The 26,925-nt window shown below is 60.4% G+C and carries 27 protein-coding genes and 1 tRNA gene; 16 read left to right on the top strand and 12 right to left on the bottom strand.

From position 1 onward, the window contains the following. The first annotated feature begins 18 nt into the window (after positions 1-18). The 10 genes from Q0W88_RS02005 (at position 19) to rnt (ending at position 8,171) form a co-directional block, all read left to right on the top strand. The gene (locus Q0W88_RS02005; protein WP_297799457.1) at positions 19-801 is read left to right on the top strand and encodes an enoyl-CoA hydratase-related protein; all 783 of its coding nucleotides are present in this window, start codon (positions 19-21) and stop codon (positions 799-801) included. Further along, positions 801-1,019, top strand: a complete 219-nt coding sequence (locus Q0W88_RS02000) for a hypothetical protein (RefSeq protein WP_297799454.1) — start codon at positions 801-803, stop codon at positions 1,017-1,019. Before Q0W88_RS02005 ends, Q0W88_RS02000 begins: the two co-directional genes overlap by 1 nt. Beyond that, positions 1,016-1,648, top strand: a complete 633-nt coding sequence (nth, locus tag Q0W88_RS01995) for an endonuclease III (protein WP_297799452.1) — start codon at positions 1,016-1,018, stop codon at positions 1,646-1,648. Before Q0W88_RS02000 ends, nth begins: the two co-directional genes overlap by 4 nt. Positions 1,649-1,790: 142 nt before the next feature. Continuing rightward, positions 1,791-3,008, top strand: coding sequence for a porin (locus Q0W88_RS01990; RefSeq protein WP_297799450.1), 1,218 nt, complete (start codon positions 1,791-1,793; stop codon positions 3,006-3,008). A 75-nt stretch (positions 3,009-3,083) separates the two neighbouring features. Beyond that, positions 3,084-4,097, top strand: a complete 1,014-nt coding sequence (gene pstS, locus Q0W88_RS01985; protein ID WP_297799448.1) for a phosphate ABC transporter substrate-binding protein PstS — start codon at positions 3,084-3,086, stop codon at positions 4,095-4,097. 67 nt (positions 4,098-4,164) lie between these two features. Further along, positions 4,165-5,121 (top strand): phosphate ABC transporter permease subunit PstC, encoded by a 957-nt coding sequence (gene pstC / locus Q0W88_RS01980; RefSeq protein WP_297799446.1) that lies wholly within the window; start codon positions 4,165-4,167, stop codon positions 5,119-5,121. Continuing rightward, the gene (pstA, locus tag Q0W88_RS01975) at positions 5,121-5,978 is read left to right on the top strand and encodes a phosphate ABC transporter permease PstA (protein WP_297799444.1); all 858 of its coding nucleotides are present in this window, start codon (positions 5,121-5,123) and stop codon (positions 5,976-5,978) included. Before pstC ends, pstA begins: the two co-directional genes overlap by 1 nt. After that, positions 5,971-6,777: a phosphate ABC transporter ATP-binding protein PstB gene (pstB, locus tag Q0W88_RS01970; protein ID WP_297799442.1), complete on the top strand. Its 807-nt coding sequence runs from the start codon at positions 5,971-5,973 to the stop codon at positions 6,775-6,777. The genes pstA and pstB overlap by 8 nt, the downstream gene beginning before the upstream one ends. Before the next feature lie 8 nt (positions 6,778-6,785). Next, the gene (gene phoU, locus Q0W88_RS01965; RefSeq protein ID WP_297799439.1) at positions 6,786-7,481 is read left to right on the top strand and encodes a phosphate signaling complex protein PhoU; all 696 of its coding nucleotides are present in this window, start codon (positions 6,786-6,788) and stop codon (positions 7,479-7,481) included. 72 nt (positions 7,482-7,553) lie between these two features. Beyond that, entirely contained in the window at positions 7,554-8,171 is a 618-nt protein-coding gene (gene rnt / locus Q0W88_RS01960; protein ID WP_297799437.1) for a ribonuclease T, read from the top strand. Here rnt and Q0W88_RS01955 read toward each other — a convergent pair. From Q0W88_RS01955 to rnr, 3 genes are read right to left on the bottom strand one after another with little or no spacing between them, the layout of a single operon-like run. After that, complete coding sequence (locus Q0W88_RS01955; RefSeq protein ID WP_297799435.1) at positions 8,168-8,455, bottom strand: hypothetical protein; 288 nt, start codon at positions 8,453-8,455, stop codon at positions 8,168-8,170. The two genes, rnt and Q0W88_RS01955, sit on opposite strands and share 4 nt — an antisense overlap. After that, entirely contained in the window at positions 8,452-9,207 is a 756-nt protein-coding gene (rlmB, locus tag Q0W88_RS01950; RefSeq protein ID WP_297799434.1) for a 23S rRNA (guanosine(2251)-2'-O)-methyltransferase RlmB, read from the bottom strand. The genes Q0W88_RS01955 and rlmB overlap by 4 nt, the downstream gene beginning before the upstream one ends. After that, entirely contained in the window at positions 9,204-11,573 is a 2,370-nt protein-coding gene (gene rnr / locus Q0W88_RS01945; RefSeq protein WP_297799431.1) for a ribonuclease R, read from the bottom strand. Before rnr ends, rlmB begins: the two co-directional genes overlap by 4 nt. A 124-nt stretch (positions 11,574-11,697) precedes the next feature. Between rnr and Q0W88_RS01940 the strand changes: the two genes are divergently transcribed. The 3 genes from Q0W88_RS01940 (at position 11,698) to Q0W88_RS01930 (ending at position 15,290) form a co-directional block, all read left to right on the top strand. Continuing rightward, a tRNA-Leu gene (locus Q0W88_RS01940) sits at positions 11,698-11,782 on the top strand. A gap of 84 nt (positions 11,783-11,866) precedes the next feature. Continuing rightward, a complete protein-coding gene (locus Q0W88_RS01935; RefSeq protein ID WP_297799429.1) occupies positions 11,867-13,954 on the top strand; it encodes a sulfotransferase in 2,088 nt (695 codons plus the stop codon). Between the two features lie 97 nt (positions 13,955-14,051). Beyond that, positions 14,052-15,290, top strand: a complete 1,239-nt coding sequence (locus tag Q0W88_RS01930) for a hypothetical protein (protein WP_297799427.1) — start codon at positions 14,052-14,054, stop codon at positions 15,288-15,290. A gap of 50 nt (positions 15,291-15,340) precedes the next feature. Here Q0W88_RS01930 and Q0W88_RS01925 read toward each other — a convergent pair whose 3' ends face one another. From Q0W88_RS01925 to miaA, 5 genes are all read right to left on the bottom strand, one after another. Beyond that, positions 15,341-16,633, bottom strand: coding sequence for an adenylosuccinate synthase (locus tag Q0W88_RS01925; protein ID WP_297799425.1), 1,293 nt, complete (start codon positions 16,631-16,633; stop codon positions 15,341-15,343). A gap of 96 nt (positions 16,634-16,729) precedes the next feature. Next, the gene (gene hflC, locus Q0W88_RS01920; RefSeq protein WP_297799423.1) at positions 16,730-17,602 is read right to left on the bottom strand and encodes a protease modulator HflC; all 873 of its coding nucleotides are present in this window, start codon (positions 17,600-17,602) and stop codon (positions 16,730-16,732) included. Between the two features lie 2 nt (positions 17,603-17,604). After that, positions 17,605-18,714 carry an FtsH protease activity modulator HflK gene (gene hflK / locus Q0W88_RS01915; RefSeq protein WP_297799421.1) on the bottom strand — a complete coding sequence of 370 codons (1,110 nt, stop codon included), beginning with the start codon at positions 18,712-18,714 and terminating at the stop codon, positions 17,605-17,607. A 73-nt stretch (positions 18,715-18,787) separates the two neighbouring features. Beyond that, complete coding sequence (gene hfq / locus Q0W88_RS01910) at positions 18,788-19,045, bottom strand: RNA chaperone Hfq (protein ID WP_297799419.1); 258 nt, start codon at positions 19,043-19,045, stop codon at positions 18,788-18,790. Between the two features lie 28 nt (positions 19,046-19,073). Beyond that, positions 19,074-20,051, bottom strand: coding sequence for a tRNA (adenosine(37)-N6)-dimethylallyltransferase MiaA (gene miaA / locus Q0W88_RS01905; protein ID WP_297799417.1), 978 nt, complete (start codon positions 20,049-20,051; stop codon positions 19,074-19,076). A gap of 69 nt (positions 20,052-20,120) precedes the next feature. Here miaA and Q0W88_RS01900 point away from each other — a divergent pair, with 69 nt between their 5' ends. Further along, positions 20,121-21,194: an alkane 1-monooxygenase gene (locus Q0W88_RS01900; RefSeq protein ID WP_297799415.1), complete on the top strand. Its 1,074-nt coding sequence runs from the start codon at positions 20,121-20,123 to the stop codon at positions 21,192-21,194. On the opposite strand, the gene folP is transcribed toward Q0W88_RS01900, so the two are convergent. From folP to rlmE, 3 genes are all read right to left on the bottom strand, one after another. Then, entirely contained in the window at positions 21,191-22,090 is a 900-nt protein-coding gene (gene folP / locus Q0W88_RS01895; protein ID WP_297799413.1) for a dihydropteroate synthase, read from the bottom strand. The two genes, Q0W88_RS01900 and folP, sit on opposite strands and share 4 nt — an antisense overlap. 81 nt (positions 22,091-22,171) lie before the next feature. Then, positions 22,172-24,085, bottom strand: a complete 1,914-nt coding sequence (gene ftsH, locus Q0W88_RS01890) for an ATP-dependent zinc metalloprotease FtsH (RefSeq protein ID WP_297799409.1) — start codon at positions 24,083-24,085, stop codon at positions 22,172-22,174. Between the two features lie 9 nt (positions 24,086-24,094). Beyond that, a complete protein-coding gene (gene rlmE / locus Q0W88_RS01885; RefSeq protein WP_297799405.1) occupies positions 24,095-24,715 on the bottom strand; it encodes a 23S rRNA (uridine(2552)-2'-O)-methyltransferase RlmE in 621 nt (206 codons plus the stop codon). Positions 24,716-24,784: 69 nt separating this feature from the next. Here rlmE and yhbY point away from each other — a divergent pair, with 69 nt between their 5' ends. Then, positions 24,785-25,090: a ribosome assembly RNA-binding protein YhbY gene (gene yhbY, locus Q0W88_RS01880; protein WP_297799403.1), complete on the top strand. Its 306-nt coding sequence runs from the start codon at positions 24,785-24,787 to the stop codon at positions 25,088-25,090. Beyond that, positions 25,090-25,464: an MTH938/NDUFAF3 family protein gene (locus tag Q0W88_RS01875; protein ID WP_297799401.1), complete on the top strand. Its 375-nt coding sequence runs from the start codon at positions 25,090-25,092 to the stop codon at positions 25,462-25,464. Before yhbY ends, Q0W88_RS01875 begins: the two co-directional genes overlap by 1 nt. Before the next feature lie 12 nt (positions 25,465-25,476). Here the strand turns inward: Q0W88_RS01875 and Q0W88_RS01870 are convergent, their stop codons facing one another. After that, positions 25,477-26,862: an MBL fold metallo-hydrolase gene (locus Q0W88_RS01870; protein WP_297799399.1), complete on the bottom strand. Its 1,386-nt coding sequence runs from the start codon at positions 26,860-26,862 to the stop codon at positions 25,477-25,479. Positions 26,863-26,925 lie beyond the last annotated feature (63 nt).

Below are 26,925 nucleotides of genomic sequence, written 5' to 3'. Positions count from 1 at the left end.
CTAACGGATGCCTTGCCCATGACTTACGCTAACCTGTTGATTGAATTGAAAGACGCTGTCGGCTGGATCCGCATCAACCGCCCGGACAAGCTGAATGCTTTGAATCGGGAGACCCTGCAGGAATTGCATGAGGCCTTCCGGAGTCTGGGCGGGAACCGGCAAGTGCGCGCAATCGTATTGACCGGCGCCGGTCCGAAGGCTTTCGTCGCCGGTGCCGATATCGCCGAGATGAACGGCTTGAGCGCGATCGAAGCACGTGATTTTTCCAAGCTCGGCCAGAACCTGATGCTGTCCATCGAGCAATGCGGAAAACCGGTCATCGCCATGATCAACGGCTTCGCCCTGGGCGGCGGATTGGAGCTGGCCATGGCCTGCGCTATCCGCATCGCCTCCAGTACCGCGAAACTCGGGCAACCGGAAGTCAATCTGGGATTGATTCCGGGATTCGGTGGCAGCCAACGCCTGGTCCGTCTTTGCGGCAAGGCCGTCGCCCTGGATCTTTGCCTGAGCGGCCAGCCCATCGATGCCGCCCGCGCCCTGTCGGTCAATCTGGTGACCCGGGTTCACCCGCCGGAAGCGCTGGAAGAAGAAACTGCAAAGCTGGCAACACATCTGGCGACACTGGCGCCGCTGGCCCTGCGCGGCGTGCTCGACTGCATCCGATACGGCGCCGAGGCATCGCTTGATGTCGGCCTGGATTACGAAAGCCAGATGTTCGGTTTGATGTTCGCCACCGAAGACATGCACGAAGGCACCGACGCCTTCCTGCAGCGGCGGCCGGCCGTTTTCACCGGCAAGTGATGACGGACGCGGACGCCCTCGCCCGCGCCAAAGCCCTGCTCGGCGAGGCACGGCTTGCCCGTTCGGCACTGCTGAAACTACGCCATGAACACCGCGCCGAACGCCTGCAGCGGATTGAACGCGAAATCGCCCTGAAGCGCCAACAGGCACTTGGCGATCCTTTGGCGAAAGCGCTCGCGCGCGCGCAGGCATTGGCTGAAAAGGGTGACGATGCATGAAAGCGGCTGACCGCATCGAATTCTTCAGTCGTCTGCGCGAACTCAATCCGCACCCGAAGACCGAACTGCTTTACAGCAGTGAATTCGAATTGCTGATTGCGGTCATGCTGTCGGCACAGTCGACCGATGTCGGCGTGAATAAAGTGACGCGCCGTCTTTATCCGGCGGCCAACACGCCGCAGGCGATTTTGGCCCTCGGTTTGCCGGCGCTTCGAAAGGCCATCAGCACGCTCGGCCTTTACAACGCCAAGGCTGCAAATGTGTACGAGACCTGCCGCCTTCTGGTCGAACGCCATGACGGCGAAGTTCCGCGTGACCGTGATGCATTGGAGGCCTTGCCCGGTGTCGGCCGCAAAACGGCGAATGTCGTGCTCAATACCGCTTTCGGCGAGCCGACCATGGCGGTCGATACGCACATCTTCCGCGTCGCCAACCGCACCGGCCTTGCGCCCGGAAAAACCGTGCGCCAGGTCGAAGACAAACTGCTCAAGGCCGTGCCCAAGGAATTCCTGGTCGATGCCCACCACTGGCTGATCTTGCACGGCCGCTACGTGTGCAAGGCCCGCAAACCCGACTGCCCGAACTGCGTGGTGCGCAGCCTGTGCCGTTACCGGGATAAAACCATCTGACGCCACCCCATCACCCAGGAACATTGCGCGAACGACATAAAGTTTCTCCATTGATGCGAGAAATCCGCAGATCTGTAATATTAATGAAATATTCACCTTTTAAGCTGTGCAGGTCTAAACCACAACTGTAAAGGATTCTCCGATGAAAACCCGCCATTCCCTGCTTACCGCCGCCGTGCTTGCCGTGCTTGCCGGTACCGCCCAGGCCGAAATCACCATCGATATGATCGGCGGCTCAGAAGTGTCTTTTGAAGGTCTGGTCCAGGCCGACTCCTACTGGTACAACGACGACTTCCGTGTCCTAAGCTCCGATCCTGTCGATGGCACGGGTAGCGATTTCGGCATGCGCCGCGCCGAATTGATTCTGAAGGGAAAGGGCCCGGGCATGTGGAGCTGGGTCGTCGGTTACGATGCCCGCTCGGATAAGTTCCTGGACAACAACGTATCTTACAAATTCAATGGTCAGACCTCGGTCACCGTTGGTCAATACAAACAGCCGAACAGCCTTGAAGAACTTTCCAGCACCAAGAACAACGACTTCATTTCCAAGGCCATGACCACCAACATGCAGGGCATGAGCCGCCGCATGGGTGCCAAAGTGGAAACCGACTACGGCAACTGGGGCGGAACCGTCAGCTACTTCGGCAACGAAATCACCAACAACGAAAGCCCATCGCTGGGTTCCGGCCAGGGCTTCGGCCTCCGAGGCTACTTCGCTCCGATCAAGAGTGAAACCAGCATTCTGCACCTCGGCCTGTCCTACATCGATATGGAAGCCCGGGACAGCTTCGATAACGGCACCGCCCGTCTGCGCGTGCGTCCGGACGCCGATGCCGCGAACCAGCGCCTGATCGACACCGGCACCTTCAATGATGCCGATCGCCTGAAAACCACCGGTTTCGAAGCAGCATATGTCGGTGGCCCGGTAAAAATCCAGGCCGAATACATGACCACTACCGTCAGCCGCGACCTCAACCCGAACTTCAAGGGCGACAGCTGGTACGTTTACGGCGTGTATAACCTGACCGGTGAAAGCTGGGGCTACAAAGGCGGCGTGTTCAGCACCCCGCTTCCGAACGATCCGGGCAAAGGCATGTGGCAGCTCGGCCTGCGATACGACAGCGCCGACCTCAACGACGGCAGCGTTGATTTCACCATTCCGGCCAGCCCAGTCGTTAGCGGCGTCATGGGCGGCAAGGAAAGCAACTGGACCGTGGGTGTCAACTGGTACTGGCGTTCAAACTTCAAGTTCTCGGCGAACTACGTGATGGTCGATTCCAGCAAATACAGCAGCGCAATCAAAGGCTTCCAGGATGACAATCCGGAAATTTTCGAATTCCGCGCCCAGCTGTTCTGGTAAACGATTGTCATAATCCTGTAACAAATCCTATTCACTATATGCCAAGCCCATTGTGGGCTTGGCTGAGGAGCACACATGTTCAATTCCTTGAAAACCCCGATTCTTGCACTGGCGCTGGCAAGCGCCGGCATGGTTGCCAATGCCGCCGAGATCACTGGCGCCGGTGCCTCTTTCGTCTTCCCGGTCATGTCGAAATGGTCGGCCGACTACAATAAAGCCACCAAAAACAAGGTCAACTACCAGTCCATCGGTTCCGGTGGCGGTATTGCCCAAATCAAAGCGGCGACCGTGGACTTCGGTTCTTCCGATGCCCCGCTGAAGCCCGGTGATCTGGCCGCATCCGGCCTGGCCCAATTCCCCTCGGTCATGGGCGCCGTGGTGCCAATCGTCAATATTCCAGGCTTAAAACAAGGACAGGTTAAACTGACCGGTCCGATCATCGCCGACATCTTCCTCGGAAAAATCACCCACTGGAACGATCCGGTCATTGCTGCCGTAAATCCCGGTGTCACTTTCCCAGCTCAGAAAATTACCGTTGTGCACCGCTCCGACGGCTCAGGCACCACCTTCAACTTCGTCAATTACCTGTCGAAAGTGAGTTTGGATTGGCGCAATAAGGTCGGCGAGGGCACAGCTGTGAAGTGGCCGACCGGTGTGGGTGGCAAAGGCAATGAAGGCGTCGCGGCCTACACCAAGCAAATCAAAGGTGCGATTGGCTACGTCGAACTGTCCTACGCCATCACCAATAAACTGAATTACACGGCGGTTCGGAACCGTGCCGGCAACTTCATTGTTCCCAGCAAGGACTCGATCAAAGCTGCGGCCGCATCGGCCGAATGGGGCGACGTCAAGGACTTCTCGCTGGTGATTACCGACGCTCCGGGCGCTCAGGCCTATCCGATCTCGGCCACCAACTTCATCCTGATGTACAAAATCCCCAAAAAACCGCAACGCAGCAAAGAAGCGCTGGCTTTCTTCGATTGGGTGTACAAGAACGGCGATGCCTCGGCGGAAGCTCTGGGTTACGTGGCCCTGCCGGCAGAGCTGACCCAGCAGATCAAAGCGTACTGGGCCGCCAACATCAAGTGATTGCATTTTTCCATGACCCGGTGCTTCTAGCATCGGGTCATTTCTGCATCTGAACCCGCGAGACGATATGACGATTTCGATTAGCCAGCAACGGACCCAACGCGATAGCCGCAACGACCGTTTGTTCAAAGGCGCGGTTACCGTGGCTGGCCTGTTCGTGCTCATCTCCCTTTTTGCTGCCGCAGTGATGATGTTCAAGGGCGGCTTCCAGGCTTTCCAGACCTTCGGCCTGTCGTTATTCACCACTCCGAATTGGGATGTACCGCAGAGCCAATTCGGTGTATTGGTGCCTGTGTTCGGTACGGTATACACCTCGCTAATTGCCCTTCTCATCGCCGTCCCGATTAGTTTCGGCATCGCCATTTTCCTGACCGAACTCGCACCCAGCTGGCTGCGTCTTCCGGTTGCTTCGGCCATCGAGCTGCTGGCCGGCATTCCCTCGATCATCTATGGCATGTGGGGTCTGTTCGTGCTGGTGCCGTTTCTGGGCGAACGCGTGTTTCCCTGGCTTTCGGAAAGCCTCGGCGAGAAACCCCTGATCGGCGCGCTGTTCCAAGGACCGCCGCTGGGCATCGGCATCGGTACCGCGGGTTTGGTACTGGCCATCATGATCATTCCGTTCATCGCCTCGGTCATGCGTGAAGTATTCCTGACCGTACCGACGCAGCTGAAGGAATCCGCATATGCGCTCGGCTCCACCACCACCGAAGTGGTCTGGAACATCGTATTGCCGTATACCCGCTCCGCTGTCATCGGCGGCATCTTTCTCGGTCTCGGCCGCGCACTGGGCGAAACCATGGCGGTGACCTTCGTCATCGGCAATGCCTATGAGCTGAGCCTAGGACTCATGAATCCGGGCACGTCCATCGCTTCCACCATCGCCAATGAATTCGGCGAAGCGGTCGATCCGCTGCACAAATCAACGCTGCTCGCGCTCGGATTCGTGTTGTTCGTACTTACCTTCATCGTACTCTCCGTGGCCCGGCTGATGCTGCGCCGCCTCAACAAACGGGACGGCAACTGATGGCCAGCGTCCAGTCCATTTACCTCAAACGCCGTTTCATCAATGGCCTGACCATGGTGCTTTCCGGCCTGGCCACGCTGTTCGGCCTGTTCTTCCTGACCTGGATACTTTGGGTCACGCTGAGCAAAGGCATCGATGCCATCGGTCCGCATCTGTTTACCCAGATGACCCCGCCGCCCGGCGAAGAAAGTGGCGGCATGCTCAATGCGCTGGCCGGCAGCCTGATGATGTGCCTGCTGGCGGTACTGATGGCCGCGCCGATCGGCATTGCCGCGGGCACCTATCTGGCCGAGTACGTCAACCATCACTGGCTCGGCGATACCATCCGGTTCGTCAATGACATCCTGCTGTCGGCGCCGTCCATCGTGCTTGGTCTTTTCATCTTCACGCTGGTAGTGCAGCCGACCGGCGGCTTCTCCGGCTGGGCCGGTGCCATTGCATTGGGGTTCATCGTGCTGCCGGTCGTGGTGCGCACCACCGATGAAATGATCCGCCTGGTGCCTGGCCAGATGCGCGAAGCCGCACTGTCGCTCGGCATTCCGCAGTGGAAGGTCAACACCCAGATCCTCTACCGTGCCGCCCTGCCCGGCATCCTGACCGGCGTTCTGCTGGCGCTGGCGCGCATCAGCGGTGAAACGGCTCCGCTGCTGTTCACCGCGCTCAACAACCAGTACTGGAACACCGACCTGAGCAAGCCGATGGCCAGTGTTCCGGCGGTCATCTTCCAGTTCGCCATGAGCCCGTTCGAATACTGGAACAAACTGGCCTGGGCCGGCGCCCTGATTGTCACCCTGTTCGTGCTGTTCATCTCCATCTTCGCCCGTGTTGTCATTGCCCGGAAAAATAAATATGGCTAATCTTCATCTCAATGTTCCGCATACCCAGCAGTCCACGGCGCCGACCGCGGCGAAACTGTCGGCGCGCGACCTGGCGTTCCACTACGGCGATTTCAAGGCCATCAAGGAGCTGTCCCTCGACGTTCCCGAAAACAAGGTGACGGCACTGATCGGACCTTCCGGCTGCGGCAAGTCCACGCTGCTGCGCGTATTCAACCGCATCTACAGCCTGTATCCGAAACAGCGGGCCACCGGAACGGTCATGCTGGACGGCGAGAACATCATCGATCCCGCCTACCCGCTGAACAAACTGCGCAGCAAGGTCGGCATGGTGTTCCAGAAGCCGGTGCCGTTCCCGATGTCGATCTACGACAACATCGCCTACGGCATCAGCCACTACGAAAAGCTGTCGAAGTCCGAGATGGATGTCCGTGTCGAACAGGCCCTGCGCGAAGGCGCGCTCTGGGATGAAGTGAAGGACAAGCTGAAGCAGAGCGCCCTGGGACTTTCCGGCGGCCAGCAGCAGCGCCTGTGCATCGCTCGGGCCGTGGCACTCAAGCCCGAAGTCATCCTGTTCGACGAACCGACCTCCGCGCTCGATCCGATCGCGACCGGCAAGATCGAGCAGCTGATTTCGGAACTGAAACAGCAGTTCACCATCCTGATCGTGACCCACAACATGCAGCAGGCCGCGCGCGTATCCGACTACACCGCATTCATGTATCTCGGTGAACTGATCGAGCATGGCGTGACCGAAACCATCTTTACCAAACCCACCAAGAAGCAGACCGAAGACTACATCACCGGCCGATTCGGCTAAGGATTCCCATGAACACCCACGATCACATCCTGAAAAGCTTCGACTCCGAGCTCGACCGCCTGTACGACGAAATCAAGCAGATGGGCGAACTGGCCATGTCCCAGCTCAATGCCGCCGTCGACGTGCTGGGCCGCCGCGACAGCAATGCCGCCGCCCGCGTGGTGGCCAACGACGACGCCATCGATGCCCTGGAAAATTCCATCAGCATGGACGTTCTCAAACTTCTGGCGCTGCGCCAGCCGATGGCACGCGATCTGCGTGAAGTCTATGCCGCGCTGCGCATATCTTCCGACATCGAGCGCATCGGCGACTATGCCTCGAATGTGGCCAAGCGCTCGATCGTGCTCAACAACAGTCCGGCCATCCCCGCTACGGCACGCATCGCCCGCCTGGCCAAAACCGCCAATGCCCTGCTCGGCGACGCCCTGAAAGCCTATGCCGACAGCGATGCCGAACTGGCCGCCAAGGTACGCGATGCCGATGCCGATCTGGATGCGATGTACACCAGCTTCTTCCGCGAGCTGGTGACCTACATGATGGAAGACCCGCGCACCATCGGCGCCTGCACGCACCTGATGTTCATGGCCAAGAACATCGAACGCATCGGCGACCACGCCACCAACATCGCCGAAAACACCTGGTTCGTGGTGCACGGCGACATGCCGGAAGGCGAACGCAAGAAAGAAGACCGTACCAGCGAGTGATGCGGCGCGCTTCCGGCAAAAGACCCGCTTCGGCGGGTCTTTTCGTTACGGGAACACTGGTATCATGGCTGCATGTCCAGCACATCCCCGAAATTCCCACTGAACGACCGATTCCGCGGCTTCCTTCCGGTCGTTGTCGACGTAGAAACCGGCGGCTTCGACTGCAACCGGCACGCCCTGCTGGAAATCGCCGCCGCGCCGATTGAATTCGATGAAAACGGGAAATTGGCCGTCGGCCAGATCCATTCAACGCACGTGATTCCCTTCGAAGGCTCGGAAATCGATCCGAAATCATTGGAAATCACCGGCATCGATATTTCCCACCCGTTCCGTGACGCCAAGGAAGAACGGGCCGCTCTGGACCACATCTTCGCGCCCATCCGGCAGGCGGCCAAGCGCAATAACTGCACGCGCGCGATTCTGGTCGGGCACAATGCCTCGTTCGATCTGGGCTTTCTGAATGCCGCCGTGGCGCGGGTCGGCCATAAACGCAATCCGTTCCATCCGTTCAGCACGCTGGACACCGTGACTTTGGCGGCCATGGCCTTCGGCCAGACCGTGCTGAGCAAGGCGGTGATTGCGGCCGGAATGGAATGGAACAACGAGGATGCGCATTCCGCGGTGTACGATACCGAAAGAACCGCACAGCTGTTCTGCCGGATCGTCAACGGCTGGGGAAAAGCCCTTTAAGCGGCTGGCGGCTTGCGGTTGACCAGTGACGATGCGCGCTCGCGGAGCGCCAGATAAATGCCGTAAAGACTGATCACGCACCACGCCGATTCAATGACGAAGGCCGAGAGATTGGTGTGCTCGTCATAGACCAGGGACGCCAGAATGGCACCGGCACCGATCAGGTTGAGCAGCGGATAGACCAGGCCGTCGCCACGCATGCGGCGGGCCTGCAGGGCGAGATAGGCCAGCAGGGTGAGTGCGACCCCGAGCAGGCCGATGATATCGAACCAGTGGATGGTCATGACTTCACTCCTTGACGCTGACGGACGGTTTCGAACAGGGCTATGCCGGTGGCGACCGATACGTTCAGGCTTTCCATCTCGCCGGGCATCGGAATCTTGACCAGTCCATCGCAGTGTTCGCGGGTCAGGCGGCGCATGCCCTCGCCTTCCCCGCCCATGACGATTGCGACGTTGCCGGTAAAATCGGTCTGATAGATCATTCCGGTTGCCTCGCCGTCCAGACCATAGACCCAGACTCCGGCATCCTTGATGGCACGCAAGGTGCGTGCCAGATTGGTCACCGAAATGACCGGAATGCGGTCGGCGGCGCCGGCCGAGGTTTTTCTCACGGTGGCGTTGAGCGGTGCGGCCTTGTCTTTGGGGATGATCACGGCAGTCACGCCGGCCGCGGCGGCCGAACGCAGACAGGCTCCGAGATTATGCGGATCCTGCACGCCATCCAGCACCAGCAGCAGGGCCTTGCCCGCAGCCGCTTCGATCAGTCCGGGCAACTCCGACTCTTCGGTCGGCTTGGCCGCTTCATAGCGGGCGATCACACCCTGATGGCGGAGTCCGCCGGCGATGCCTTCCAGCGCCTGATGCGTGACCCGGCGAACGGAAATATCGCGTCGGCGCGCATTTTCCTCGATTTCGACGATGCGTGCGTTCTTGCTGCCCGCCTCGACCAGGACTTCGCGCACATGCTCGATGTCATGTTCGAGTGCCGAAGCGACCGCATTGATTCCGGATATCCACTGGCTGGTTTTGCTCATCGGCGTTTCTTCCTTGCTGTTTCGTCCATCGCCTGCTTGCTTCGGTCGGCATCGGCGAATACCGGTTTGAAATCGATACGCTTGTCTTCCACGCTGGCTTTCAACACCAGCACGCGAATCGGATCACCCAGTCTGAAGCTCATGCGCTTACGTTCACCGGTCAAGGTCTTGCGCTGCGGATCGAAGTGCCAGTAATCATGCGGCAGCTGGGTCACATGCACCAGTCCGTTGACTTTGGAATCGGTCAGCTCGACGAACAGTCCGAAACTGGTGACGCCGCTGATGACGCCATCGAACTGGGAGCCCACATGCTGCTCCATCCAGGCACTGCGGTAACGTTCGTCGACTTCCCGTTCAGCCTCGTCGGCGCGGCGCTCGAGCGCGGAACACTGCAGGCAGAGCTTGTCCATCTCCTGCGCGGAATAGCTGAAACCGCCATCGCTGGCCGGCAGAAGGGCTTTCTTCAGCGCGCGGTGCAGCAGAAGATCGGGGTAGCGCCGGATCGGCGAGGTGAAGTGGCTGTAGGCTTCCAATGCCAGACCGAAGTGGCCCTTGTTGTCGGTGCTGTACACCGCAAGGCTCTGCGAACGCAGCAGGACGGTTTCCAGCAAAGCAGCATCCGGGCGCAGCCGGACTTTCTTGAGCAGGTTGGTGAAATCCTTCGGCTGCACTTTGGCGTAACTCGGCATGCTCAGCGCGAATTCCTTGAGGTACTCGAGCAGGTCCGCGTACTTCGATTCCGGCGGCCGGTCATGCACGCGGAACGGCGCATGGGCTTGGTTGGCCAGAACGGCCTTGCCGGCCTCCACATTGGCGGCAATCATGCATTCTTCGATCAGCTTATGGGCATCGTTGCGCGCCAGCAGTCCGCCCTGGATGACCTCGCCCTGGGGATTGAGTTCGAAGTGCACTTCGCTGGATTCGAATTCGATGGCACCGCGGCGGCTCCGGGCTTTCGACAGGATGTCGTAAAGCTGATGCAGACGGGCGATCGCCGGCAACAGATCGCCCATCGCCGCTTTGGCCTCGGCATCGTCCTCGCCGATCACTTTCCAGACCTGGTTGTAGGTCAGGCGCGCATGCGAATGCATGACGGCTTCGTAGAATTTGGACTCGCTGACCAGCCCGTCGAAACCGACCTGCATGTCGCACACGAAACACAGACGGTCGACTTTCGGTTTCAGCGAGCAGATGCCGTTGGACAGGTTCTCCGGCAGCATCGGCACCACGAACCCCGGGAAATACACCGAGGTGCCGCGCAGGATGGCTTCATCGTCCAGAGCCGTGCCCGGCCGCACATAGTGCGAGACATCGGCGATGGCGACCACCAGGCGGAATCCGGCGGCATTGGACTCGCAATACACGGCATCATCGAAGTCCTTGGCATCCTCGCCGTCGATGGTCACCAGCGGCAGATGGCGGATGTCGACGCGCGCGGCGGTTTCGGCGGCGGTGACATCGACCGGAATGGCATTGGCTTCACGCAGGACAGGTTCCGGGAATTCATGCGGCAGGTTATGGCCGTGGATGGCCATCTCGACCACCTTGGTGGCGGTCAGCCGGTCGCCCAGCACCACCAGAACCTTGCCGATCGGCGGACGTCCCGAATCCAGCGGCGAGGTGATCTCGGCGACTACCAGCTGTCCGTCCCTGGCACCGTTCCGGTCATCCGGTCCGATCAGGACTTCATGCTGGAGCCGTTTGTCATCCGGAACGACAGTGGCGATGCCGGCACGGATATTGAACCGGCCGGTCACCCGGGTATGGCGGCGTTCGAGTACTTCGGCGATGGCGACATTGCGCCGGCCTTTGTGATCGATGTTGATGACACTGACCAGAACACGGTCGCCGTGGAAGCATTTACGCAGTTCACTGGGGTTGAGGAAGCCATCATCGCCGCCGGTTTCGAATTTGACGAAACCGAAGCCGTCCGGATGGGCCGTCACGGTGCCCGCAAGCAGATCCAAAGCCGCGGCCGGCGCATAGCCGCCCCGCCGGTTCAGGAGGACCTGGCCGTCGCGCACCATCGCCTGCAGGCGGCGCTGGAGGGCATCCAGGCGTTCGGGGGCGTCCAGTTTCAGGGCCTTGGCCATGTCTTCCAAGGGCATCGGGCCCCCGGCATCACGCAGGAACTGCAGCAGACCCTCCCGGCTGAGAATCGGGTTGTCGTATTTCTGGGCTTCGCGCTGGAAGTGCTGATCGCCGGTACTGCCGTATCGTGGCGCCGATTTGCCCGGCTTCGGCTTGCCCGCTTGGGGTTTTGGCCGCGCCTTGCCGCCCGGTTTGCCCGATCCCGACTGCTTCAGGGTATCCGGCATCCAGGCCGGCAATGCGGACTTATTCTTGTTTTTCGGGGTTTTTTTCATGCCTACATCTTACACGCATCGCTCTTAACCTGCCGTTAAGCTCCTGATTGGACACAACTCAGGCGTAATTGTTTTGACAAAAATCGGGGGGATAGCTAAAATAGCGGTCTGAACGAAACACCTTGCCCAGGTGGCGGAATTGGTAGACGCACTAGTTTCAGGTACTAGCGGGTAAAACCGTGGAGGTTCGAGTCCTCTCTTGGGCACCAACGCTGACCCTCACTCCGGTGAGGGTTTTTTTTGCCTGAAATGCGCGGGCACAGGCTAAAATGCAGGCATGACCGGGAATGATGATGAGTGAAGACAAGCTGCTGACGCTGGCCAGATCCCTCGTCGCATCCGGTGATCTTGCCGGCGCCGAAGACGCATTGGCCGCCCGCGTGAAAATCCATCCGATTCCGTTCGACGCACTGATCCTTCTGACCGAAATCCGCCTGCGTCTGAACAAGGGGAATCAGGCGTTAGCGCCGCTTTTATCCTACGGAGCGCACCGCGACTGTGCGGATTGGCTGCGTGAATACTACATCGGCGAACGCATGAATGCCGAGGCCGTCAGTTGGCTGAACGGTCTGCCGAAATCCGGCAGCGTCGACGACCTGATCGACCAGGCCGCATTGCTTCAGCTGTCCGGCGATGCCCGTTCTGCCGCCGCCCTTTGCCGCCGCGTGCTGAGCCTGCAACCCGGCAACGCCTTCGCCCTGAACCATCTCGGCAGGGCCCTGTTCAACACCGGCATGGCGGCGGATGCTCGGCAGGCCTTCACCGAGGCGACACGCCTGGCTCCCGGCTACTTCCAGGCCTGGCATAACCTCGGCCATGTGCTGCGTGCCATGAATGACTTTCCCGGCGCCGAGAAGGCCTACGGCCAGGCGCTTGCCATAGCGCCGTATTACCGGTCGGCGCTGCTCAATCTTGCTTTGCTGAAAATGGGCCGCGGTGAAAACGAAGTCGCCGCGGAACTGCTCGAATCGCTGCTTGCCGCCGATCCGGAAAATGCCGATGCACTGCTCAATCTGGCAATCTGCCGCCACATCGGGCGCCAGTACGATGCGGCCGAAACGGCTTATCGGCGCGCCATCGCAGCTGAACCCGGAAATCCGCGTGCGCATCGGCATCTGGGCAATCTGTACAAGGAACTCCAGGACGGAAGACGCGCCGTTGATTGCTACCGGAACGCCCTGGCCCTGGCGGGAAAGGACGGCGACACCTGGGCCGAACTGATTTCAGGGCTCGAACAGCTGAATGATCTGGATGCCGCGCAGCTTGCGGCCGAGGAAGGCCTGGCGCGCATTCCGGACAGTCCCGACATCCGTTTCGAATCGGCGAAAATCGCCCGTCGCCGCGGCGATGTGGCCGAAGCCGAACGCATCCTGTCGGCCATCAATCCGAATGCGCTGCATCCACGCCTGGTGCAGGCTTATCACTATGAGTGCGGCACCTTGGCCGACCGGATGGCACGTTACGGGGATGCTTTTGCCGCTTTCAGCAGAGGCAACGCGATGGCCGCGGAAAGCGTGCGCGCCCGCGCCACCGACCGTGCTGCATTGCCGGCCCAGATCGATGCCGTCACGCGCTGGCTCTCGCGCGGGGCACCTTCGGCAAGCGCGACGAAGGGCGATCTCGGCGACGATCTGTGCTTCCTGATCGGATTCCCGAGATCCGGAACCACGCTTCTGGATGTGATGCTCGACGGCCACCCCCAAATTCTTTCGATCGAAGAAAAGCCCACGATCGAACGGGTCGCTTTCCAGCTTGACCGCCTCCCCGGGCACTACCCGTTCGCCATGGAACATCTGGACGACGGCGCACTGGCCGACCTGCGTACGCTTTACCGGAGCCAGCTCTCGGCCCTGCGCGGCCCGGAACATCTGCGGGTCATCGATAAAATGCCGATCCGCACCATCCATGCCCCGTTCGTGCATCGTCTGTTTCCGGAAGCTTCGTTCCTGTTCGCGGAACGCCACCCCTGCGACGTGGTGCTGAGCAATTTCATGCAGCAGTACGCCATTAACGAGGCCATGATCCATTTCACCCATCTGGCCTCCTCGGTTGAAATCTATGACCGCGTGATGCGGCTTTGGCAAACAGCGCAATCAGCGCTGCCGGCAATGCGCGTGCATGCCGTGCGCTACGAATCATTGCTGGAGAATGCCGAAGCGTCGTTGCGCGGTACTTGCGATTTTCTGGGATTGCCCTGGCAGGAAGGCATCCAGGACCACCGGAGCAATCTGGCCGCGAGGACGCAGATCCAGACCAACAGCTACCATCAGGTCGCAGAGCCGGTTTACCAGCGCTCGAAATTCCGGTGGCTGAATTACAGCAGCCATTTCGAACCGTACATGAACGTCCTGCAACCGCATATCGAGCGCATGGGCTACTGAATCGGAGCCCGGGTCTCGGATTCTGAGAGCCTTCCGAACCATCATGGCGATGATCGGATTTTTGGACGCCTTGCCGGTTGTCACGAGCGGAGGTTTCATGGAGTTGCGCAGTCTTTTCATCGATTTCAACGCCTATTTCGCTTCGGTCGAACAACAGGACCGGCCGGAGCTGCGCGGGCGTCCGATTGCCGTCACGCCGGTCATGTCGGCGAACGCCTGCTGTATCGCCGCGAGTTATGAAGCCAAACGGCAGGGCGTCAAGACCGGCACCCTTCTGCATGAAGCCAAAACCCTGTGTCCGGACATCCGCTTCGTGCCGGCGCGTCCGGCGCTGTATGTGACCTACCACCACCGCCTGCTCGCCCTAATCCACGAGTGCATCCCGACCGCATACATCGGCTCCATCGATGAAATGGCCTGTGAGCTGATCGGCCGTGAACGCGAACGCCACCGGGCCGAAGCCATCGCCCATGCCATCAAAGCCAAACTCGCGGAATCCGTGCCTGCCATCACCGCTTCGATCGGCATCGCGCCCAATCATTTCCTGGCCAAAACCGCGACCGACATGCAGAAGCCGGACGGACTGGTGGTGCTGGAAGCGTGCGATCTGCCGCACGCCCTGCACGGCATGCACCTGCGCGATCTCTGCGGCATCGGACGCGCCATGGAAAAGCGTCTTGCCGGCCATGGCATCAGCACCGTGGAACAACTGTGTGCGGCCTCGTCGCTTTCACTGCGTCAGGCCTGGGGTGGTATCGAAGGTGAGCAGCTTTACCGCAAACTGCGCGGTGAATGGATGCCGCACATCCCTTCGCAGGGCCGCGCCAGCATCAGCCATTCGCATGTCCTGGCGCCGCCGATGCGCACGGCCTCCGGGGTGGAATCCGTATTGAAGAAACTGCTGCAGAAGGCCGCCATGCGCCTGCGTTCGGAAAAGCTGGTGGCCGGCCGGCTGGAGGTCAAGATCAAGTATCTGGACCGTGCCAGCTGGAAGGAAGCGGTGTTCTGCAACGATACCGATGACAGCCATGCACTGCTGCTGCAGCTGAGCGAATTGCTGGCGCAGCGGCCCAAAGCCGGCAAGCCCTTGGCGGTGGCCGTGGCGCTTTCCGGTCTGTGCGAGCGGATCGGTACCACCGATGATCTGTTCACCACGGCCGAGGCCAGGGATCACGCACCGCTGAGTGCGCTGATGGACCGCATCAATGAGCGCTTCGGCCCGCAGAAGATCAGTTACGCCTCCAGCCAGGCCGCCGCCAAGGAAGCGCCGATGCGCATCGCCTTCAGCCGCATCCCCGATGTCGCGAACGAGGATGAAAGCTTCCGCCGGAAATGACGAAGCAGGCCGGAGCCTGCCTTGTCAGACCCAACGCAGACCCCGTTAAATCAGGCGAAGGGATCCTGAAGCACGATGTTGGCATCGCGGTCCGGACCGGTCGAGACGATGGCGATCGGGCAGCCGACCAGTTCTTCGAGCGAACGCAGATAGGCGCGTGCAGCCGGTGGCAGTTTGTCCCACTCGGTGATTCCGGCGGTGGACTCGGTCCAGCCCGGGAACTCCAGATAGACCGGTTCGCATTCGTCCCAGCCGGCTTCATCCAGCGGGGAATATTCGGTCTGCTTGCCGTGGTATTTGTAGGCGATGCACATCTTCAGGCTCGGCATGCCGTCAAGGATGTCGAGTTTGGTGATGCACAGGCCGGTGATGCCGTTGATGGCGACGGCGCGCTTGAGCGCGACGATGTCGATCCAGCCGCAGCGGCGCGGACGGCCGGTCGTGGCGCCGTACTCCGCGCCTTTGTCGCGGATCAGCTGGCCGGTTTCATCGTTCAGTTCGGTCGGGAACGGTCCGCCGCCGACGCGGGTGGCATAGGCCTTGGCGATGCCCAGCACGTAATCGATGGCATCGGCGCCGACCCCGGTACCGGCCAAGGCACCGCCGATGGTGGTGTTGCTGGAGGTCACGTACGGATAGGTGCCATGGTCGATGTCGAGCAGCGAGCCCTGGGCGCCTTCGAACAGCACGCGTTTGCCCTGCTTGCGCAGATCGTGCAGGATTCCGGCGACATCGCTGATCATCGGCTTGATGTATTTTCCGAACTCCACGGCTTCATCAAGCGTGCTCTGGAAATCGATCGGCTCGACGCCGAGGTATTGGGTCAGCACGAAGTTGTGGTAATCCAGCGCGGCACGCAGTTTTTCGGCCAGCTGTTCCGGATAGGCCAGATCAGCGACGCGCACGCCGCGGCGCGCGACCTTGTCTTCGTAGGCCGGTCCGATGCCGCGGCCGGTGGTGCCGATAGCCTTGCCGCCGGCGGCCTTTTCACGGGCCTGGTCGAGCGCGATGTGGTACGGCATGATCAGCGGCGTGGCCGGGCTGATGCGCAGGCGCGAACGCACTTCCACGCCATTGCCTTCGAGCTCGGCGATTTCCTTTTTCAGCGCGCCGGGATGCAGCACCACGCCGTTGCCGATCAGGCACAGCGCGTCGTCACGCAGGATGCCGGAGGGAATCAAGTGCAAAACGGTTTTCTTGCCGCCAATAACCAGCGTGTGGCCGGCATTGTGGCCGCCCTGGAAACGGACCACGGCACCGATCTGCTGCGTCAGCAGATCGACGATCTTGCCTTTGCCCTCATCGCCCCATTGTGCTCCCAGTACGACGACCGACTGACCCATGATGCTCGCTCCCGAAATGATTGTTGCAGACGCAGAAAAAGCCGAACGGATGTCGGCTTTGACGTATTATACGCGCTTTGGATTCGGGGCGGAACGCTAGCGTTTACCGCCGCCGAAGTATTTCAGGAACTCGGAATCCGGATCCACGACCATGGTCGATTTGCCGTCCGCGAAGCTGGCTTTGTAGGCTTCCAGGCTGCGGTAAAAGGCGTAAAAATCAGCATCTTGGCTGTAGGCCGCAGCGGAAATTCGGGCCACTTCGGCATCGCCCTCACCGCGCACTTTCTGGGCTTCGCGCTGGGCGTCGGCCAGCAGCACCAGACTCTCGCGCTCGGCCTCGGCGCGGATGCGCTCGGACTCGGCGAAGCCTTCGGCCTTCAGCGCGTTCGCCACCTGCTTGCGCTCGGAGCGCATGCGGTTGAGTACCTCTTCCCGGATTTTGGCGTCTTTGGGGAAGTTGATGCGCTTGATGCGGATATCGACGACTTCGATGCCCAAGGTGGCGGCACCGACGTTGATCGGCTTGAGCAGACGGCGAGCCAGTTCGGTGCGCTCGTCGGACACCAGCTTCTGCAGGGTGAACTGGTTGATGTCGTTGCGCAGGGTGTTTTTGACGATCGGGGTCAGCCGCTGCGCCGCCGCTTCTTCATTGCCGCCACTGGTGGCGCGGTAGTAGGCGGTCACGTCCTTGATGCGCCACTTCACGAAGAAATCGACTTCGACGTCCTTCTTCTCGACCGTCAGATAACGCTCCGGGTTGTCGTCCAGCGTCAGCAAACGGCGGTCGAACTTGCGGACCTGTTCGACGAACGGCACTTTGAAATGCAGGCCGGGCTTGAGATCGGAACGCACCACTTTACCCAGATTGAGCACGATGGCGGTCTGGCTTTCATTGACGATGAATGCCGAGGAAAACAGCAGGATGGCGGCACCGATGCCGGCGAGGAGGTAGGTTGTGGGATTGCGCATGATCAGGTTCCCTCACGGCCCTGGCGGACTTCGCCACGACCCGATGCATCGGCCGGCGGGGCCGGCGGTGTCACCACGGCCGGTGCTGGACGGGTCACCCCGTCTGCAGTCGCGGCCGGCGCGGCGGCGCCCGGTGCCGGCAGATAAAAGACATTGCCCTTGCCGGAAATGATTTTCGGATTGCGGGTCATCACGTCCTGCATGGTTTCCAGATAAAGACGCTTGCGGGTGACTTCCGGCGATTTGCGGTACTCATCGGCCAATTGGCGGAAACGGGACGCATCACCGGTGGCTTTGGCGATACTGGCCTGGCGGTAACCGTCGGCTTCGGCCTTGATGCGTGCCGCGGTACCGCGCGCTTCCGGCACGATCTTGCTGGCATAGGCCTTGGCGGCATTGGTAATCGATTCTTTCTGCTGCTGTGCGCTCAGTGCTTCGTTGAAGGCATCGCTGACTTCGTCCGGGAAGCGGGCATCGGGCAGATTGAACTGCGATACCTTGATACCGGTACGGTACATGTCCAGGGACTTCTGGAGATGGTCCTTGGCGACGATGGACAGCTGGCCGCGCTCGAACAGGGCGGCATCCATGGTGTTGTTACCGACCACTTCGCGGACCGCGCTTTCAGCGGCCTGGCGCACCGTTTCCGAACCCTGCTGGCCACCGGCCGCGACGATGTCATCGCGGTAGCCATAAAGATACAGGCGCGGGTCGCTGATGGTGTACTGGGCATTGAATTTGATGTCGACGATGTTTTCGTCCTTGGTCAGCACATTGACCGTTTCTTCCACGGTCTGCACCTGGGTGGCATTGACCACGGTCACCGACTCGATCGGCCACGGCAGCTTCATGTTGGCGCCGGGAGTCATGATGCGGTCGAATTTCCCGAAACGCAGGACAACGCCGCGCTCGCGCTCGTCGATGAGCTTGAAACAGTTGAAAACGACCAGTACGGCAAGACCGATAAGCACCGGCTTGACCCAAGCCGGACCGTTGCCGGAATCACCGATGCCCAGCTGGGATTTCAGACGGCCGAGGAAATCGTCAACGGGATTGCCGCTGCTTTTCGGTTTCCAGGGCTCCTTGCCGCCGCCCGGTTGGTTCCACGCCATACTGACTCCGTGTTTCTGCTTGGATGCTTATGTTCCGATATGGGGCCGCGCGTGACGGCTTCAAGGCCGGCAGTTATTCGTCGGCATCCGTTTCCGCCGCATCCTCGGCACCGGCCGGACCGATACGGACATTGCGGGCCGGGACGACGGTCGAAATCGCGTGTTTGTAGACCATCTGGCTCACGGTATTGCGCAGCAGAACCACGAATTGGTCGAAGCTCTCGATGGTGCCCTGCAGCTTGATGCCGTTGACGAGGAAAATCGAGACCGGAACGCGTTCGCGGCGCAGCGCGTTCAGGAAGGGGTCTTGAAGGGATTGCGATTTGGTCACAGTGCGACTCCGTTCTTATTCTGGGTATTTATTGTTGGTTTTGAGCAGGGCGCAGAAACTCCCTTACGCAGTAGTCTAGCGTATCTTTTTCGGCCTGTGGGTCAAACCACCGTGAAGACGCGGAACCGCGGAACCAAGTCAGCTGGCGTTTAGCCAACTGGCGTGTGGCGGCAATGGCCTGTTCCCGGAAAGCCGCCGCATCGGTCATTCCGGCGAGGTGCTGCCAGGCCTGACGATAGCCGACGGAGCGCATCGATGGCAGATCCGGATGCAGTCGCGGATCGGCCATCAGCGCTCTGACTTCGTCGAGGAACCCGTCCGCCAGCATCTGATCGAATCGAAGGGCAATCCGGCGGTGCAGCTCGACGCGGTCTTTCGGTGAAAGCACGATGGACAGAAGACGGAACGGAAATACCGGTTTATCGGCCTGCCGCTGCCAATCGGTCCGCGATTTACCGCTGAGCCGATGGATTTCAAGCGCACGCAGGATGCGCTGGGGGTCGTTCGGATGGATCCGGGCCGCACTGTCCGGATCCAGCGCCTGCAATTGATCATGCATTGCCTGCCAGCCTTCGGACGCCGCTTGGGCCTTGAGCTCGGCACGTACGCCGTCATCCGCTGCCGGCATCTGCGAGAGACCCTCGGTCAAGGCCCGGAAATACAGTCCGGTACCGCCGACCAGCAGCGGCACTTTACCCTGCCCCGCCAAGTCCTGAAGATGCGGCATGGCTTCGCGCGCGAAGTCGGCGGCGGAAAACACCTCATGCGGATCGCGGACATCAATCATCCGGTGCGGTGCAATCGCCAGCGTTGCGGCATCCGGTTTGGCGGCACCGATATTCAGGCGACGGTAGACCAGGGCCGAATCGACACTGATGATTTCCGTGCCGAGCTGCCGGCAAAGTTCCGCCGCATACGCCGTTTTGCCGGAGGCTGTCGGCCCCATGATGGCGATGACCGGCGGTCGGGCATCGTGTCCCGGGGCGTTTTGATGGAGACCGGTCATGGTTTAGAGTAAAGACTCGAATTGGACTGCTGTAGCATCCATCATATCCGAGCCCCCGGGAATTCACCAATGAACCGCCTCAAATCCTTGAGCTTCACCATGGTATTCCTGTTGCCGCTGCAGCTGCTGCTCGCCATGTACTGGGGAGCCAGCACCGGCATGCCCGATCTGATGGCCTGGTGGCCGCTGCTGTTTTTCTTCGTATTGCTGCCACCGATCGATTTCGCCATCGGCCGTTACCGTGTGAATGTGGAACCCGGCGAGGAACGGGAGATTTCGGCCAGCCCCGTTCTGAAATGGCTCTGTCTGGCAGTGCTGCCGGTGCAGTTTTGGGTGCTTTACCTGTCCACGCACTGGTTCGTAGCAACCGATCTGCAGCTGATCGGCATCGTCGGCTGGCTGCTCTCACAGGGTATCATCAGCGGCGCTCTGGCCATCAACACCGCCCATGAACTGATCCACAAGAACGACCGGCTCGAACAATGGGCCGGCGCACTGCTGCTGATATCCGTCGGCTATCACGGCTTCAAGATCGAACACCTGCGCGGCCATCATGTGCATGTATCGACACCGGAAGATCCGTCCAGCGCGCCGTTCGGCATGAGCCTCTGGACCTTTCTGCCCCAGGCCCTCCAACGCAATAGCGTCAATGCCTGGAAACTGGAAGCCGAACGCCTCCGTAAAGCGGGGCTTCCGGTCGTCGGCCGGCACAATGAGATGCTGGTGATGACGGGGCTCTGGCTGATGCTTGCTGGCGTCGTTTTCGCCATGGCCGGTGGCACCGGACTGCTGTTCTTCCTGGCCCAAGGCGTACTCGCCGCAGCCACTCTGGAAGTCATCAACTATGTGGAGCATTACGGTCTGGAACGGCGCAAATCCGATGCCGGCTATGAGCGCACCACCCACCTGCACAGCTGGAATTCAAGCTTTGCCCTGTCGAATGCCATGCTGTTCAACCTGCAGCGGCACTCCGACCACCACGCCTATCCGAAACGCCGCTACGGCATCCTTCGGCACTTCGATGACTCGCCCCAGCTGCCGGCCGGCTACCCGACCATGTTCCTGTTGGCCTTGTGCCCGCCGCTTTGGAAGCGGGTGATGGATACACGCGTACAGGCGCACCGGGCCGCGCTTACCGCCTAATCCTCATCCGGCCATTGGATGGATGGCTTGGGTTTTGTGGAATGGTCTTTCCGTTTGGCGGCCTGGACCGCTGCAAGCACCGCCAACGCATCCTTGGTTTCGGCAACATCATGCACGCGAATGATGCCGGCGCCGCTCTGGGCCGCCAACATGGCCGCGGCGGCAGAACCCGATATGCGCGAATCGACATCGCGGCCGGTAATCTGCCCGATCATCGATTTGCGGGAGACGCCGGCCAGCACCGGAACGCCGAGCTCGCAGAAATACGAGAGATTGGCCAGCAACGCCAGATTGTGTTCCAGCAGTTTGCCGAAACCGAAACCCGGATCAATGACCAGATTCTTCTTGGCAATGCCGGCCATTTCGCAGGCGAACATGCGCTCGGTCAGGAACTGGCGGACCTGCACCAATACATCGTCGTAGTTCGTTTCCTTCTGCATGGTGCGCGGATTGCCGGGCATGTGCATCAAACACACCGCTACGCCCAGGGATGCCGCTGCTTCCAGCGCGCCCTCCTGCCTCAGTGCGTATACATCATTGATGAAGCCGGCACCGGCGGCAACCGCGGCGCGCATTACTTCGGGTTTGGAGGTATCGATGCTGATCGGTAAGCTGCAGCGGGCGGAAAGCGCCTCGATGACCGGGATGACGCGATCGAGCTCTTCCTGCAAGGACACCGGTTCGGCGTTCGGACGCGTGCTTTCACCGCCAATGTCGAGCATATCAGCACCCTGCTCGGCCAGTTTCATCGCATGCGATACGGCAGATGCCGTGCTATCCAGACGGCCGCCATCGGAAAAGGAGTCCGGCGTGACGTTGACGATGGCCATTATTCTCGGCACATCCAGCTTGAGCACATGGTGCCCGCATTGCAGGTTGGGAACGGTATCGAACATGGGCTGCTCCTTGTTGAGCCATAGCATAGCGTATGAAAAAGCCGGAACGCGTTCCGGCTTTTTGAGTGACGCCCGAGTGTCTCAAGTCTGCGGCATCGGACCGCCAATCGGGCCGGCACTGGGCTTGTCATCCTTGCTGGTCCTACCGGACTTGGCCCAATCCAGCGGCGGTCCGGGCACGCGCCCTTCCATCACCGCATCGATCTGGCTGACATCGATGGTTTCGTAGGTCAGCAGCGCATCGGCCATCATGTGCAATTTGTCGACGTTATCCTTGAGAATCTGGGTGGTACGCGCATAGGCACGGTCCAGGATCGTGCGCACGACCTCATCGATTTTCTTGGCGGTATCGTCGGAGACATGCTTGGTCTGCGAGACCGAGCGGCCGAGAAAGACCTCGCCCTCATCTTCGGCATAGGCGATCGGGCCCAGCTCGTCGGACAGACCCCACTTGGTGACCATGTTGCGGGCCATCTTGGTGGCGCGTTCGATGTCGTTCGAGGCACCGGTGGTGACCTTGTCGGCACCGAAAATCAGTTCTTCGGCAACACGGCCCCCGTACAGCGAGCACAGCTGCGATTCGATGGCGACCTTGTTGTAGCTGTACTTGTCGCCTTCCGGAAGATACATGGTGACGCCGAGTGCACGGCCGCGCGGGATGATGGTGACTTTGTACACGGGGTCATGTTCGGGAACCATGCGTCCGACAATGGCGTGGCCGGCCTCATGATAGGCGGTCAACTTCTTTTCATCCTCGCTCATCACCATGGAACGCCGCTCGGCACCCATCAGGATCTTGTCGCGCGCCTTGTCGAAATGCTCCATGCGCACTTCCTTGGCATTTTCACGGGCGGCGAACAGGGCGGCCTCGTTGACCAGGTTGGCCAGATCGGCACCGGAAAAACCCGGCGTGCCGCGCGCGATGGTCATCGGCTCGACATCGGCATCCAGCGGTACTTTGCGCATATGGACGCGCAGAATCTGTTCGCGGCCTTTCACATCCGGCAGGCCGACCACAACCTGACGGTCGAAGCGACCCGGGCGCAGCAGCGCCGGATCAAGCACATCGGGGCGGTTGGTGGCAGCGATCACGATCACGCCTTCGCCGCCTTCGAAACCGTCCATTTCAACCAGCAGCTGATTGAGGGTCTGTTCCCGCTCGTCATGGCCGCCGCCCAGGCCGGCACCGCGGTGGCGGCCGACGGCATCGATTTCGTCGATGAAGATGATGCACGGCGCGTGCTTTTTCGCGGTATCGAACATGTCGCGGACACGGGAAGCGCCGACGCCGACGAACATCTCGACGAAATCGGATCCGGAAATGGAGAAGAACGGGACCTTGGCTTCACCGGCAATGGCGCGCGCCAGCAGGGTCTTGCCGGTTCCGGGATTGCCGACCATCAGCACGCCGCGCGGAATACGGCCGCCGAGCTTCTGGAACTTGGAGGGATCGCGCAGGAACTCGACCAGCTCACCCACTTCTTCCTTGGCTTCATCGCAGCCGGCGACATCGGCGAAAGTGACTTTGACTTCGTTCTCGCCCTGCATCTTGGCGCGCGAGCGGCCGAAACTCATGGCGCCCTTGCCGCCGCCCTGCTGCATCTGTTTGATGAAGTAGAACGCGATGCCGAAGAACAGGATGTAGGGCAGGATGTTCAGCACGATCGCCCAGAACGGCGGACCGGCGGCCGGCTTGGCCTGTACGATCTCGACTTTGCGCTTGACCAGCACATTGACCAGATCGCGGTCGTAGGGACCCCAGGTCTGGCCGACGCTGCCGTCGCCGCGGGTATATTTGAGTTCGGTGCGGGCGCTGGAGCTGTCTTCCGAGAACTCGACCTTGGTCACCGTGCCGGTATCGACTTCATCCAGGAATTTCGAATAGGCCACTTCCGGCGTGTTCTTTCCGAACTCCGGGGAAAAGGCATTCATGACCGCCATCAGCAGGAAACCGACGACGACGAATACGATGATGTTCTTGACCAGATCGTTCATGTTGTTCCTTCAGCGCTTGCCGGTAGCCAGCGCGTAAACCTCGTTGGAACGGCGCCGCGAGGCCGCCGGTTTGCGGATGGTCAGTTTCTGATAGCGCGGGCGGAGGTCTTTGACATATGCATCGAAACCTTCGCCATGGAACAGCTTGATCAGAAAATCACCGCCTTTTTTCAGATGGCTATCGGCGAAGTCGCGCGCCAGTTCGGACAGGTACATCGCGCGCGCTTGATCGACGGTATCCACACCTGACATATTGGGGGCCATATCGGATAAAACAAGGTCGACCGGTTTTTCCCCCACCATGGCCTGTAACTGGGACAATACCGATTCTTCCCTGAAGTCGCCGTGAATGAATTCGACCCCGGCGATGGGGGGCATTTCCAGGATGTCGAGGGCGATGACCCGGCCCTTGTCACCCATTACCTTCCGGGCCATCTGCGACCACCCTCCGGGAGCGGCCCCCAGATCGACGATGGTCATGCCCGGTTTGATCAGGCGGTCCCGCTCCAGCAGCTCTTCCAGCTTGTAGGCCGCACGCGAGCGCAGACCCTCGGATTGGGCCTTTTTCACATACGGGTCGGCGAAGTGTTCTTTCAGCCAACGCTGGCTGCTTTTGCTGCGGGTAGCCATAATTGGTGTGGGCGTGGAGGTGGGTTCATGATACCCTTTTATCCCCCACACCGCATCGGGCCAAAGGTCATGACCACCCCCCTCAGCAATCCGCAGAAACGCTATCTCCGCGGGCTCGCGCACGACCTCAAACCCATCATTCTGGTCGGTGCCAAGGGCCCGAGCGAAGCCCTTCTGGCCGAACTGGACGGCGCACTGGAGCGCCACGAACTGCTGAAAGTGAAATTCGCGGCCGACGACCGCGACACCCGGGATGCCTGGATCGCGCATCTGGTCGAACAATCCAAAGCAGACCTGGTCGCCCGCATCGGCAACATCGTGGTGCTGTTCCGCCGCAGTAAAGACAAGCCCTTGATTATCCTGCCCAAGGCCTGATGCAGATTTCGCTGGAAAACCCGGATTATCGTTACATCTGCCGGGGCGTCAGTGCCACCGGAGTACGGGTCAATGACCGGGAAATCAGCACCAGCTTCCTGTTGGGGCCGAATGTTCTGGTGGAAGACTGGCCGCTGAAGGATGTCCTCACGCCCGAAGCGGGCGTTTGGGAGAGCGTTCTGGAACACCGACCGGCGCTGTTCATTCTGGGGACCGGCAGCAACCAGATTTTCCCCGACCCGAAAGACCTGGCCTTCTTCCTGCAACGCGGCATCGGCTTCGAAGTGATGAACAATGCCGCCGCTGCACGCACCTTCAACATTCTCGCTCAGGAAGGACGCAATGTGCTGGCGGGATTCATCCTGCCCGGCTGAACAGCTCCGAAGTCAGACGCTCAGGGTTTCCGCGTAAGCCGGTATCTGCGCATCCACATCGAAACGCATTTTCAGCGCCAGCGCGCAGGCTTTGCGGGCATCGTCCTCGCCATGCACTAAGGCAATGCGCGGGTGGCCCGAGTATGCACCGTACCATTCCAACAGACCGGCCTGATCGGTATGCGCTGAAAGGCCGCCGATGGTGTGCCGGTGCGCCTTGATCTTGATGTCATCGCCGAACAGTTTGACCGAATCGATGCCGTCGACCAGCAACCGGCCGAGGGTGCCGACAGACTGGTAGCCGACGAACAGGATATGGTTCTTGGCGCTGCCCAGGTTGTGTCGCAGATGATGGCGGATGCGTCCGCCGTTGCACATGCCCGAACCGGCGATGATGATGCAGCCGCCGTTGTGTTCGTTGATGGCTTTGGAGTCTTCGACATCGGTGGTGTACTTGAGATTGGGCAGATGGAACGGATGCGGCTTTCCGTGGAACATAACCTTGGCATCGTCGTCGAACAGTTCCTCGTGGCGGTCATAAACCTCGATGACTTTCGAGGCCATCGGACTGTCCATGAAGATCCGCCAACGTCCGAGATTCCAGTCCTCATAGTGTTTCGCGAACCAATACAGCAGCTCCTGGCTGCGCCCGACCGCGAAGGCCGGAATTAGGATGTTGCCGCCGGCTTTCCAGGCGGCATCGAAGATTTCACCCATTTCCTGCACCGTTGCGGCGCGTTCGCGGTGCAGACGACCGCCGTAGGTGGATTCCATCAGCACCAGATCGGCGCTCGGAAACGGATCCGGATCGGCAAGGATGGGCGTGTTCAGCGGCCCGATGTCGCCGGAAAACACCAATGTGCGGGTCTCGCCGGCGTCCTCTGTCACGATCCGGACACTGGCCGAGCCCAGAATATGTCCGGCATCCTGCAGGGTCACCGTGACGCCCGGAAACAGCGTCAACGGCTTGCGGTAATCCAAGCGTTCGAGCTGGCGCACCACCTGTCCCACATCGTGCCGGGTAAATAGCGGCTTGTGGTGGTTGTGGCCGTCCTTGTGGAAGCGGTTGCGTCGCTCGGCGTCCATTTCGGCCAGCGATGCCGCATCTTCCAGCATCACCGGCAGCAGGTCGGCGGTGGCGCGGTGCGTGTAAATCGGTCCATGGTAGCCATACTGCGCCAGTACCGGCAGACGGCCGCAATGATCGATGTGCGCATGGCTGAGGATGACGGCATCAATGGACTTGACGTCAAAATCGAAGGGGAGTGCGTTTTTGGCTTCTTCGACTTTGCTGCCCTGGATCATTCCGCAATCAAGGAGAAGACGTTTGCCGGCGGCTTCCACCAGATGGCAGGATCCGGTAACGGCGCCGGCGGCGCCGAAGACGGTGACTTTCATGCCTTTCTCCTTGCGTGCATGGAACCCATACTAGCAAAAAAGCCGGCTTGCGCCGGCTTTGGT

Origin of the sequence: Arenimonas sp. GDDSR-1, from assembly GCF_025980345.1 — a bacterium.
GTDB lineage: Bacteria > Pseudomonadota > Gammaproteobacteria > Xanthomonadales > Xanthomonadaceae > Arenimonas.
Note: the sequence above shows the minus strand (reverse complement) of the source record. Positions and strands in the feature narration are given on the sequence as shown.